Annotated in this window: 9 protein-coding genes and 1 pseudogene; 2 read left to right on the top strand and 8 right to left on the bottom strand. The window is 73.9% G+C overall.

Annotated features, from left to right (window positions below):
• Window positions 1-102: 102 nt before the first annotated feature.
• From ACY0I8_RS12670 to ACY0I8_RS12635, 8 genes are all read right to left on the bottom strand, one after another.
• Window positions 103-825 carry a response regulator gene (locus tag ACY0I8_RS12670; protein ID WP_461395035.1) on the bottom strand — a complete coding sequence of 241 codons (723 nt, stop codon included), beginning with the start codon at window positions 823-825 and terminating at the stop codon, window positions 103-105.
• Window positions 822-2,861 carry an ATP-binding protein gene (locus ACY0I8_RS12665; protein ID WP_461395034.1) on the bottom strand — a complete coding sequence of 680 codons (2,040 nt, stop codon included), beginning with the start codon at window positions 2,859-2,861 and terminating at the stop codon, window positions 822-824. Before ACY0I8_RS12665 ends, ACY0I8_RS12670 begins: the two co-directional genes overlap by 4 nt.
• Window positions 2,862-2,982: 121 nt before the next feature.
• A complete protein-coding gene (locus tag ACY0I8_RS12660) occupies window positions 2,983-4,125 on the bottom strand; it encodes an ATP-binding response regulator (protein ID WP_461395033.1) in 1,143 nt (380 codons plus the stop codon).
• Complete coding sequence (locus ACY0I8_RS12655) at window positions 4,122-5,087, bottom strand: DUF2156 domain-containing protein (protein WP_461395032.1); 966 nt, start codon at window positions 5,085-5,087, stop codon at window positions 4,122-4,124. Before ACY0I8_RS12655 ends, ACY0I8_RS12660 begins: the two co-directional genes overlap by 4 nt.
• Complete coding sequence (locus ACY0I8_RS12650) at window positions 5,084-5,584, bottom strand: hypothetical protein (protein WP_461395031.1); 501 nt, start codon at window positions 5,582-5,584, stop codon at window positions 5,084-5,086. The genes ACY0I8_RS12655 and ACY0I8_RS12650 overlap by 4 nt, the downstream gene beginning before the upstream one ends.
• 174 nt (window positions 5,585-5,758) lie before the next feature.
• The gene (locus tag ACY0I8_RS12645; protein WP_459942110.1) at window positions 5,759-6,097 is read right to left on the bottom strand and encodes a P-II family nitrogen regulator; all 339 of its coding nucleotides are present in this window, start codon (window positions 6,095-6,097) and stop codon (window positions 5,759-5,761) included.
• Window positions 6,094-6,279, bottom strand: coding sequence for a histidine kinase (locus ACY0I8_RS12640; RefSeq protein WP_461395030.1), 186 nt, complete (start codon window positions 6,277-6,279; stop codon window positions 6,094-6,096). Before ACY0I8_RS12640 ends, ACY0I8_RS12645 begins: the two co-directional genes overlap by 4 nt.
• Complete coding sequence (locus ACY0I8_RS12635; protein ID WP_461395029.1) at window positions 6,276-6,593, bottom strand: carboxymuconolactone decarboxylase family protein; 318 nt, start codon at window positions 6,591-6,593, stop codon at window positions 6,276-6,278. Before ACY0I8_RS12635 ends, ACY0I8_RS12640 begins: the two co-directional genes overlap by 4 nt.
• 389 nt (window positions 6,594-6,982) lie before the next feature.
• Between ACY0I8_RS12635 and ACY0I8_RS12630 the strand changes: the two genes are divergently transcribed.
• Both ACY0I8_RS12630 and ACY0I8_RS12625 read left to right on the top strand, forming a co-directional pair.
• On the top strand, window positions 6,983-11,464 hold the full coding sequence (locus tag ACY0I8_RS12630) for a glutamate synthase-related protein (RefSeq protein WP_461395028.1): 4,482 nt from the start codon (window positions 6,983-6,985) through the stop codon (window positions 11,462-11,464).
• A gap of 7 nt (window positions 11,465-11,471) precedes the next feature.
• Window positions 11,472-11,686: pseudogene (locus tag ACY0I8_RS12625) on the top strand (hypothetical protein); the annotation flags it as partial.

The raw sequence follows: 11,686 nt of genomic DNA, 5'->3' as shown, positions 1-11,686 counted from the left end.
GCGAGCACGATCTCGTGGCCCGTGCGGTGGAACAGGCGGGCCAGGGCCCTGAGGATGTTTTCCTCGTCGTCCACGAACAACAGCGTGTGCTTCGCCATGGGATCACCCCTCCCCGATCCGGTACACGGTGCCGCGCCATCCCGGCGCCTCCACCGGGCTCGCCCCGGCCACGGGGCCCGGGCCGTCGCCCCAGGCCCGGCCGAGCGCCGCGCCGTCGCCCAGCCGCTCCCGGGCGGCCCGGTTCGCCAATGCCACCTTGCCGTCCTCCCCCACGGCCACGAGCGCCACGGGCGCGGCCTCGAGCACCGCCCGCGCGAGCCCGGCGCTCCGGGCCTCCAGGCCCTGGCGGATCGTCTCCTCGAGGCACCGGTTGATGGCGGCGAGCTCGGCGTTCTGGGCCTCCACCCGCACCCGGAGCACCTCGCACCGGCGCCGGAGGGTGACGGCCTCGGCGGCCTCGGCCACGGTGGCCCGCAGCACCTCGTCGTCCCAGGGCTTGGTGAGGAACTTGAAGATCGCCCCCTCGTTCACGGCCTCGATCACCGCGCTCACGTCGGTGTAACCCGACAGGACGATCCGCACGCACTCCGGGTGGAGCGCCTTGAGCCGCCGCAGGAGCTCCACGCCGGTCATGCCGGGCATGCGCTGGTCGGCCACCACCACGTCGAAGGGCCCCTCGGCCTCGAACCGCCGCAGGGCCTCCTCCCCCGAGGTGGCGAAGCCCAGGGCCCAGGGCTCCCGGCGAAAGAGCCGCCGCAGGGCCCGGAGCACGTTCTCCTCGTCGTCCACGAACAGGACCTTGGGGGTGTCGGCGCCGGCGCTCATCGGACCCCCGCCTCCCCCGCCTCGGGCGGGACCACGGGCAGCACCACCCGGAATGTGCTCCCCTCGCCCGGGGTGCTCTCGGCCCGGATCTCCCCGCCGTGGGCCCGGACGATGCCCGCCGCCAGATGGAGCCCCAGGCCGGTCCCCTTGCCCGGGGGCTTGGTGGTGAAGAACGGGTCGAAGATCCGCTTGAGGTTCCCGGACGGGATCCCCACCCCGGTGTCCGCGATCTCCACCACCACCCGTTCCCCGTCGGCCCGGGTACGCACCGTGACCCGGCCCCGGCCGGCGTTCTTCTCCTTGACCGCGTGGGCCGCGTTCACCAGGAGGTTCAGGAACACCTGGTTGAGCTGCTGGGGCCGGCACAGGACCTCGGGGATCTCCCCGAACTCCCGCTCCACGTCGCAGTCGTATTTGAGCTCGTTCCAGGCGATGTTGAGCGTGCTCTCCAGGCACCGGTTGAGGTCCGCGTACTCCCAGTCGCCCCCGCCTGGGTGGCTGAAAGTCTTGAGATCGGTCACGATCTTGCGGATCCGCTCGGCGCCCTCCCGGCACTCGGCCACGATGGCGCCAAGGTCCTCCAGCAGGAAGTCGAGATCCGTCTCGCCCCGCACGGCCCGGTAGGCCTTCCAGGCCTCGAGGGGGTCGGCCGTGCCGCGCTCCACCGCCTCGGCGAGCCCTTTCGTCCTCTCCCCCAGACGGCTCAGGTCCTCGGCGTACTCCGCCAGCCGGTTCAGGTTGGACAGGATGAACCCCACGGGGTTGTTGATCTCGTGGGCGATGCCGGCCGCGAGCTGCCCCACGCTCGCCATCTTCTCGCTTTGCAGGAGCCGGTGCTCGAGCTCCTTTTCCGCCGTGAGGTCCTGGTAGCGCACCACCACCTGCTCCACCCGGCCCCGCCGGAACATGGGGAACAGCCGCACCTGGTACACGGCGCCCCGGGCGTCGTGGAGCTCCACCTGGGCCGGCTCGGCCGAGGCGAACACCCGGCCCACCAGGCTCGCCACCTCGGCGCTCGCCCCGGGCACGGGCAGCTCGGCCAGGGCTTTCCCCAGGATGTCCTCGAAGGGTTTTCGCACCAGGTGGGAAAACGCCCGGTTGGCCCGGCCCACGGTGCCGTCGTGGCCCAGGACCACCGTGGGGTCGGTGATCGAGTCGAACACCGCCTCGATCTCCTGCTTGGCCTGGAACACCCGGATCTCGAGGTCCTTCTTCTCGGTCACGTCGATGAACGAGGCCACGCACCCGGCCGGCCCCTCGGGGGTCCGGACCTCCTCGCAGGACCACAGAAGCTGCCGCCGCAGTCCCCAGCGGTTTCGCACCTCGAGCTCCCGGTTCCGGCAGGCCGGCGCCTCGCCCCGGGTGGCGGCACAGGAGGCTCCCCGGCAGGGGACCCCCACGTCCGCGGCGCGCGCCCCCACCAGGTCCGCCGGCTCGACCCCCAGGACCTCGGCCGCCGCACGGTTGGCCCGGGTCACCACGCCGTCGGGCCCCACGGCCAGCACCCCGGCCGGGAGGGCGTCGAGGAGGCTCTCCAGGAAGGCCCCCGTGCGGGACAGCTCGGCCGCCTGGTCCCGCACCATCCGCTCGAGCTCGGTGCGGAACGCCTCGTTCTCCCGGACGAGCCGGCGGTACTCCATGGCCTGGGCCACGGCGTTTCGAAGCACGGCCGCGGGAAACGGCTTCACGAGGAACCGGAACACCTGGGCCCGGGTGGTGGCCTCCTCCGCGATCTTGGGATCCATGACCCCGGTGTAGAGGATGCCGACCACGCCGGGCCAGCGCTCCCGCACCTCGGCCAGGAGGTCCACGCCCGTGGCGTCGGGCATAGCGTGGTCGCTCAGCACCACGTCCACGGTCTCGGCCGCGAGGACCCGCCGGGCCTCGTCGGCCGAGGTGGCGGCGAGCACCCGGTAGCCGGCGGGCTCGAGAAACCCCCTGCAGATCTCGGTGATGCTCGGCTCGTCGTCCACCACGAGCACGGTGGGAGCGGGCTCGCCGGCCGGGCGAGCCCTGGAGTCGCTTGTGGGCACCATGGCACCCCTCCCGCAGGCTTCGGGGCCTCCCGATGGAAGAAGGCCCGGTCCTCGTTATCGGTCGGGAGGGAGGAGAGCTTGAGGGATCCGGGGGGAGAGAAACGGCGAGGACGCCGGGAGGTCAGGGGGCGGGCGCCTCGGCGGCGTTCAGCGGGATCCGCAGGGCGAACACGCTCCCGCCCCCCTCCCGGGGGCGGTAGGTCACCGTGCCGCCGTGGGCCTCGGCGATGGCCCGGCACAGGGTCAACCCCACCCCGAGCCCCCCGCCACCGAAGGCGTGGCCGGAGCTTCGGTGGTGGCGCACGTCCCCCGCCTCGTAGAAGGGATCGAAGATGGCCTCGGCGTCTTCAGGTGGCACCCCGATCCCGGTGTCGGCCACCTCGAGCAGCAGGGTTCCGGCCTCGGGCGCGAGCCGCACTAAGACCGTTCCCCCGTCGGGCGTGAACTTGACCGCGTTCTGGATCAGGGCCCCGGCCGCCCGGGTCCACTTCCTGAGATCCACCCGGACCCGGACGCCCTCGTCCTCGGCCACCTCCAGCTCGATCCGGACGTCCCGGACCTGCCGGTAGAGGTCGCACAGGTCGGCCGCCGCCCGGCCCAGGGCCGAAAGGGGTTCCGCCGCGGGCCGCAGGGGTATCCCCCGCCCCTGGGAGGCCGCCAGATCCCCCAGGTCCTCCACGACCTCCTTGAGCCGCCGCAGGGCCCGGTCGGCGCCCTCCACGAACCGTTGCAGCTCGTCGGGCAGGTCCCCGGCCCGGCCGGCCAGGAGCGACACCAGCCCGGCCGCCACCGTGGTGGGGGTGCGCAGCTCGTGGTTGGCGATGGCGATGAACTTCTCCCGGCGCTCGTTGAGGCGCCGCAGCTCCTCCACCACCCGGCGGAGCTCCCGGTTGTCGCGGGCATACCGGATGCGCTCGTCGCAGTGGCGGATCACGAGATCGAGCTGGGCCAGGCGTACGGGCTTCAGCAGAAAGTCGTAGGCGCCGTGGCGCAGGGCCTCCACCGCGTCGTCCAGGGTTCCGTACCCCGTGATCAAAACCACCTCGGTGGCGGGCCAGCGCTCCCGCACCCGCCGCAGGACCTCGATCCCGGAAATCCCGGGCATCTTGAGATCGGTGATCACGAGATCGGCGGGCTCCTCCTCCAGGAGGAACAGGCCGGCCTCCCCCCCGCCCGCGGTGCGCACCCGGTGGCCCTCCTCCTCCAGGTGCTCCCCCAGGGTGTCGCGCACGGCGGGTTCGTCGTCGATCAGGAGGATGTTCATGGGCGTTCTCGGCTCCCTGGAACGGGGGAATCGCCCTGCCGTGCCCCACCGCCGCCCCCCGCGGGCACCACCCGGAACTTCTCGGCCAGGAACGCTGGGTGGTAGGCCTCCTTGGCCTGCCGCAGGCCCGGATCGCCCAGGTCCTGCTCCCGGTTGACGTACTCGTACCCTTCGAGGGAGTGCAGGCAGAAATCCCGGTTGATCACCTGGGCGAGCCCCTCCCATCCCGGCTCGGTCTTCTCGAAGTGCACCACGAAGGTGCTCGCGTTCAGGGGCTCCCCGAGGCAAAACGCCCGCACCCGGCCGCCCACCCGGATCACCCCGCCCCGGAGCCCCAGTTGGTCCCGGAGCTCGAGGGCCTCGCGGCAGGCCCGGGTCTCCTCGAAGGTGCTGGGGCGGTCCGCCGAGCAGCGGATCTCGCACCACCCCTCGGCCAGCCGCAGGCACTGCCCGGCGTGCTCGTCCCCCAGCTCCTCGTAGACGTATCCTTCGGCATGTTCCCGCAGGAACTTGAGGAGGCGGTTCCGCCGCTTGTGGTAGCGCCTCCCGGGCAGGTGCGCCAGATCGTCGCGGCGGTAGACGTAGTCGGCCTGGTCCCGGTCGGCCGCCGCCCGCCAGGAGGGCGGGGGGAATCGCGCGTCCACCCACGCCCCCGGCACGGGGAACAGGACCGGCGTCGAGCCCCTGCGCCGAAGCTCCGCCACGACCGCCCCCACGGCCTCCGGGTCTGGGGGCCCGATCGGCGGAAACGCGTAGGCGTTCCCATCGTACCCCCGGCCGAGAATCAGAAACGCCTCCCCGAACCGGCTCACCTCGTAGCGGTGCGCGTTCCGGAACAGATAGAGGTTCGCGAAGGTGAACTCCGAGATCTCGGGCTCCAGGGCCCTGAGGCGCGGGGCGAGCTCGTCCCGGTGTCCCAACTCCAAGGGCGCGAACGCCGGGTAGGCGGGGATCCGGGTCACGCCCTCGCTCCCCGGTAACGGTGGCGCACGCGGCCGAGCCAGCGGTTCAGGGGGTGGGATCGCGGGAGGAACCCGAGCACCGGGGGCCGCCGCACCCCCAGGGCCTCCAACTGCCGCCGGAGCACCGGGTGGCCCGGCGCCCTCGCGAGCCCCTCCCGCACCATCCGGTATGCCCGGGCCCGGTCGCCGGCCGCGAGCAGGAGCACCACGAGCACCCCGTACATCTCGGGCCCGGCCCCGTGGCGGCGGATCGCCTCCACGCACGGCCGCACCCCCCGGTGGGGCCGGCCGGCCAAGAGGGCCGAGGCCGCCTCCCGCAGGGCCGCCACGGGGGGCTCGTCCCCGGCGTGGGCCAGGGCGTCGAGGCACCGGCGGTACGCGCCCCGGTGAAACGCGTCGAGGGCCCTGGAGAACGCGCCCTCGGGCCGGACCGCCGGGGCCTCGTGCGTGAGGCTTTCGAACCGCCGCAAAAACTCGTCCATCAGGTCGGAGGCCATTCGGTCGTCCTCCTGGGCAGGCCGCTGAAAGGTTGGGAGGCTGGGAAGCTCCGGTAGGCCGCGGGGCGCGGCCTGTTCGCAGGCACAATAACTTTTCGCGGGTAATCCCACGGCGCATCGCCGCGGCCTGGGCCGACGGGCCGGAGACCGCTGCCCGGCGACCGTCGACCGAAGTTATAGGGCGTCCTCGCCCCGCTCCCCGGTCCGGATCCGCACCGCCTCCTCCACCGGCAGCACGAAGATCTTGCCGTCCCCGATCTTTCCGCTCCGGGCCGCCCGTTCGATCGCCTCCACCACGCCCCAGGCGAGCTCGTCGGGCACCACGACCTCGATCTTCACCTTGGGCAGGAAGTCCACGATGTACTCGGCCCCGCGGTACACCTCGGTGTGCCCCTTCTGGCGGCCGAACCCCTTCACCTCGGTCACGGTGATGCCCTGGACCCCCAGCTCCGACAGGCTGTCCTTCACGTCGTCGAGCTTGAACGGCTTGATGATCGCCTCGATCTTTTTCACCGCCGGTCTCCCTCTTCCGCTTCCCGCAGCGTCCGTTCCAGGGCGGCGAGCCGCTCCTCGAGTTCCTCGATCTCCCAGAGCTGGTGGGGCCGCACCGAGTGGGCCGGCAACCGGCGCCGGCGGTCGGCGATCTCGGCGCGCAACTCCTCGATCTCCCGCCGGATCTCGTCGAGGCGGCTCACGCCCCCTCCTCCAGCACCTCCTCGATCCACTCGAGGGCCGCGATCATGGCGGAGAACCCCACCGTCGGAAGCGCCAGGAGGGCCGCGTGCCGCAGCTCTTCCGGGGAAAACCCCTCCTCCAGGGCCCGGCGGGCGTGGGACTTCACCCCGCCCCGGCTCTGCTGGCCGATGGCGATCCCCAGCCGCACCAACCGCCGGTCCCGCTCCCGCAGGGGGCCCTGGCGGTTCACGGTGAGGGAGAGCTCCATGTGGGCCTTTTCCACCTCGGGGAACCGGCTCAGAAATTTCCGGTAGGGGCCCGGCAACTGGGTCACGACCGCCTCCTTATCGGTGGGTGATGGGGCAACGCCCGCCCGCCGGAACCGCCGGGGGTGTCGAACCCCCGAACCGGACGGTGCCGGCGCTCTATCGTAGCCCAACACGAGCCGGGCGCAAACCTTGTTCCGCCCGACCGGGCCGTTTCCCCCGGCGCGGGGTTGGGGTTAGACTTCGGCTCCGCGGCAGGGGCGCGGTGGCGAACCGCGGCGGCAACGGGAGGCCGGCGCCTGCATCGCCTGTGGGACCGGGCGCCCCGTGCCCCCGAGGGACCCGGAGCGGCCCTTCGGGGGCGATCCGGACCGAAGGCCCCGCCGGCCGGCCAAATGCTCCACGGCAGTCGGGCCCCGGGCGGCCCAGCGGACGCAAAGGGAGACGGGAGATCGGGATGGGTTTTGTCGAGAACCGTGACGCCTGCGGGGTGGTGGCCCACATCCGCAAAGACGGGCGCCCCACGCACGGCACGTTGAAACGAACCCTGGAGGCCCTGGTGGCCCTGGGCCACCGGGGCGGCGAGATCGAGGGCGAGGGCGACGGCGCCGGCGTCCTGGTGGATCTTCCCCGGGAGCTCTGGGCCCGCCGCCTCGCCCGGGCCGGCCGGCGGGAGGACCTGGCGCACCGGCCGGGGTTCTTCGTGGCCCATCTCCTCATTCCCCGCACCCTGCGGCCCCGGGCGGCCGAAGTGAAGGCGGCGGTGCGAAACGAGTGGGCCGCAGCCGGCCTCGAGCTCCTGGCCGAGAACCACCACCCCGTGGCCCCCGAGGCCCTGGGGCCCCGGGCCCGGGAGGACGAACCCGAGTTCTGGCAGGTGGCCGGGCTGGACCCGCTCCACCCCGATCCGACCGAACGCGACGCGTTCCTGGAGCGCATGGCCGGCCGGGCCGAGGCCCTGGGCCTGCACGTCGCGAGCCTGTCGGCCGACCGGTGCGTGTACAAGGTGCACGGCACCCCGGTGACCCTGGGCCGGTACTACCCGGACCTTCGAAGCCCGCTCCTCCAAACCGCCTCGGCCGTCGGCCACTCCCGGTACTCCACCAACACGCTGCCCACCGTGCTCCGGGCCCAGCCCTTCGGGTGCCTGGCCCACAACGGCGAGATCAACACCATCGAGCGGCTCCGGCGAGAGGCGCGGGCCCTGGGCGCCGAGATTCCCCCGGGGGGGTCCGACTCCCAGGATCTCGACCGGATCGTGCGGTTCCTGATCCACGCCTGGGGCCTGAGCCTGCTGGAGGCCGTGGAACTCCTTTTCCCCCCGGTCCACCACGAGATCCTCCACTCGCCCGAGGTGCTCCGGAGCCTCTATGCGGCCATGCGGCGGGTGTTCGACGCCTCGGCCCAGGGCCCGGCCGCGCTGATCCTGCGCCACGGCGACGAGTTCGTGTTCAGCGTGGACGCCCTCGGGCTCCGGCCCCTGTGGGTGTGCGAGACCGGCCGGGAGTGGGTGGTGACCTCCGAGCCGGGGGTGGTGCCGGTGGAGGACCTGGAAACCGACCCCAAGCCCATGGCGCCGGGCGAGAAACTGGCGGTGCGGGCGGGCCCCGCCGGCCCGGAACTCATCCCCCACAGCCCGCTCCAAAAGGAGGTGCTGGCGCGGTTCTCCCGCCGACTGGACCTCGGGGCCTGCTGGGGGGCCCTGGGGCTCGTCCGCGGGGAGCGGGCGCTTCCTCCGGCCGGGGCCCCCTTCGGGGCGGCCGAACCGCCGGAGCCGATCGGCCGCCGGCAGGCTCGGGCCGGGTGGGATCGCCACGACCTGAAGCTGCTCGAGGCCGCGGCGGCCACCGGGGCGGACCCCGTGGGGAGCATGGGCTGGGACGGCCCCCTGGCGGCCCTCGACCCCGAGGCGGCGAACCTCGCGGATTTTCTCCACGAGGACGTGGCCGTGGTCACGAACCCGGCGATCGACCCCAAGCGCGAAGGGGAGCATTTCTCGACCCGGGTCCGGCTCGGAAGCCGGGTGGTTCCGGGGGACCCGCCCCCCTACCCGCCCTGGGTGTCGGTGGAGGTGCCGATCCTGATCGACGGGATCCCCGGGGCCGAGGCCCGGCGGGTGGCCGGGCGGTTCGAAACCGCCCTGCTCGCCGACGTGGTGGCGTTCCTGGGACCCGATCGGGCGGCGCCCCTGTGGCTCCGCCGGACCCCCGGGACGCCGCTCGAACACGATCTCGACCGCCTGGCCGGCGAGGCGAGGGCCGCGGTGGGACGGGGCGCCTGGCTCCTGGTGCTCGCCGATCCACCGGAGGGCCCCGGGATCGACCCGCTCCTCGCTCTGGCCACGGCCGACCGGGCGCTGCGGGAGATGCGGGACGAGCGGGGCCTCGCGTTGCGGCGCCGGGCAAGCCTCGTGGTCGCCACCGACGCCCTCCGGAACCTCCACGACTGCGTGTGCTGCCTGGGGCTCGGGGCCGAGGCCGTGGCGCCCCGGTTGCTCTTGCGGGCCGCGTTCGAGACCGGGGGGGCCGAGGCCGCCGCACGCCTCGTCGGAGCCCTCGTGGGGGGAATCCGGTCGGTCCTCTCCACCATGGGCATCCACGAGGTCTCGGGGTACGGCCGGGTGTTCTCCGCCGTGGGACTTTCGGAGGATCTGGCCCGCCGCCTGGGGGTGAAGAACCGCTATGGCGGCCGGGCCGGCCTCACCCTGGAGGAACTCGACCGCCGGTGGGCCGCACGGGCCGGCACCGAACCCCGCCGGGTGGCCCGGCTCACGCCCCGGATCGCGCGGCCTCTGCGGGAGGCGGCCGAGGGCCGCCGGGACTACGGCGAGGCCGCCGGCCTCGTGGCCCAGACCGTTGCCGGACGGCCCGTGGCCCTGCGCCATCTCCTGGACCTCATCCCGCCCCCGGGTGTCGATCGGGTGCCGTCCGACCGGGTGGACGCCCGGGTGGGGGGCCACGCCTACCCGTTCTTTCTCTGCCCGATGAGCTTCGGCAGCCAGGGGGAAACCGCCTTTCGCATCTACGCCGAGGCGGGCCGGCGGCTCGGCATCCCCTGCATGAACGGCGAGGGCGGCGAACTGCCCGACCTCCTCGGCCGGTACCGGGGAGTGCGCAGTCAGCAGGTGGCCTCCGGCCGGTTCGGGGTCCACGCCGAGATGCTCAACAGCGTGGACCTGATCGAGATCAAGATCGGCCAGGGCGCGAAGCCCGGGGAAGGGGGGCATCTGCCCGGCCGGAAGGTCACGGCCAAGGTGGCCCAGGCCCGAAGCGCCACCGCGGGAATCTCCCTCATCAGCCCGTCGAACCACCACGACATCTACTCCATCGAGGACCTGGCGCAGCTCGTCGAGGAACTGCGCATGGTGAACCCGCGGGCCCGGATCGCGGTGAAGGTGCCGGTGGTCTCGGGCATCGCCACCATCGGGCTCGGCATCGCCAAGGCCGGCGCCGACATCCTGACCCTCTCGGGGTACGACGGGGGCACCGGGGCGGCCCGGCTCCACGCCCTGCGCCGGGTGGGGCTCCCCGTGGAGGTCGGGGTGGCCGAGGTGCACCGGGCGCTCGTGGAGGCCGGGCTCCGGGGCCGGGTGGAGCTGTGGGCCGACGGGGGGCTTCGCACGGCCGAAGACGCGGTGAAGTGCCTGTGCCTCGGGGCCGACCGGGTCGGGTTCGGCACCCTCGCGCTCCTGGGGATCGGCTGCATCGCCTGCCGCCGGTGCCACCTCGACCTGTGCCCCCGGGGCATCGCCACCCAGGTGGAAACCCCCGACGAGGCCGAACGCCGGGGCATCCGGGGGTTCGAGCCCCGCGACTTCGAGCGGGGCGTGGAGACCCTGACCCGGCTCCTTCGGGCCACCGGCGAGGAGATCCGGCGGATCGCGGGCTCCCTGGGGGTGCGGCGGGTCCGGGACCTGGTGGGCCGCACCGAACTCCTGGCCCAGGCCCGGGGGCTCGACCTCGTGGACCTTGCTCCCCTCCTGGAGCCGGCGGGGGCCCCGGCGGGGAGCACGTCGGGGGAGGTCACGGTGCGCCGGCCGCTTTCGTACCTGACCCGGGTCGTCACCCAGGAGGTCTGCGTGGCCCTGGAGCGGGGAGCCCAGGCCGTCGCCTACGAGGACGACCGGGTTCTTTCCTCGGACCGGGCCCTCGGCACCCACCTCGCGGGGGAAGCCGTGCGGCGCAGAGCCGCCCCGGGGGTGGCCAACCCCTGGAGGGCCCGGCTCCACCTCGGCCCGGGTTCCGTGCCCGGAAACGGCCTGGGCGCCTTCGTGGTGGAGGAGGTGGAGATCCGGGTGGAGGGCGGGAGCCAGGACGGGGTGGGCAAGGGCACCCGGGGCGGGCGGATCGTGATCCTCAAGGGCGAAAACCACGACGGCCGGGCGGTGGGGGGATGCGTCGGGAAGGGGTTCGCCTACGGGGCCCAGGCCGGGCTCTTCCTGGTCCAGGGCGACGCGGACAGCCGGTGCGGGGTGCGGCTCTCGGGGGCGGACGTGGTGATCGGGGGCCGGATGCGGGAGCCCCGGCTCGACGCTTTGGGGTTCCTGGCCGACCGGGCCAACTGCAAGGGGTTCGCCTTCGAGTACATGACCGCCGGCCGGGCCGTGGTGCTCGGGGATCCGGGCCCGTGGCTCTGCTCGGGCATGACCGGCGGGGTCGTGTACGTGCGGCTCGACCCCGCCCTCGGGCTCGACCGGGAGGCCCTGGCGCGCCGGATCGCCCGGGGGGCCTCGGTGCGGATCGAGGAGATCGGCCCCCGGGGCGAGGCCGACCTCCGGGAACTCCTGGGCGCCTACGCCGAGGAACTGCGCCGCAGCCCCTACGCGGGCGGGGAGCTCGAGGCCCGGTGGGTGGAGGGGCTCCTGGAGGACCCGGCCGGGACCTTCGTGGCCCTCCGGCCGGGGCCGGAACCCGCGGCCGCCGGGCCCGGCGCCGACTGACACGCCCGTGGACCGCGGCGCCCTGCTCCTCCTCATCCCGCCGGTGGCCAAGCCCTCGGAGCCCACGCCGGGGGCCCTGGCGCTGGCCGCCCACCTGCGGGGCCGGGGCGTCCCCGCCGCCGTGCTGGACCTGAACCTCGCGTTCCACCGGGCGATCTGGTCCCCGCCGCCCCCCGGGAAACCGCCCCCGGGCCCGGCCGGGACCCGGGCCCGGCGCGCGGC

It is taken from the genome of Deferrisoma sp. (assembly GCF_054681715.1).
Note: the sequence above shows the minus strand (reverse complement) of the source record. Positions and strands in the feature narration are given on the sequence as shown.

What these genes read in the sequence shown, in the direction of transcription:
- ACY0I8_RS12670 (WP_461395035.1), bottom strand. Translation starts at nt 825, where the DNA reads ATGAGCGCCGGCGCCGACACCCCCAAGGTCCTGTTCGTGGACGACGAG.
- ACY0I8_RS12665 (WP_461395034.1), bottom strand. Translation starts at nt 2,861, where the DNA reads ATGGTGCCCACAAGCGACTCCAGGGCTCGCCCGGCCGGCGAGCCCGCT.
- ACY0I8_RS12660 (WP_461395033.1), bottom strand. Translation starts at nt 4,125, where the DNA reads ATGAACATCCTCCTGATCGACGACGAACCCGCCGTGCGCGACACCCTG.
- ACY0I8_RS12650 (WP_461395031.1), bottom strand. Translation starts at nt 5,584, where the DNA reads ATGGCCTCCGACCTGATGGACGAGTTTTTGCGGCGGTTCGAAAGCCTC.
- ACY0I8_RS12630 (WP_461395028.1), top strand. Translation starts at nt 6,983, where the DNA reads ATGGGTTTTGTCGAGAACCGTGACGCCTGCGGGGTGGTGGCCCACATC.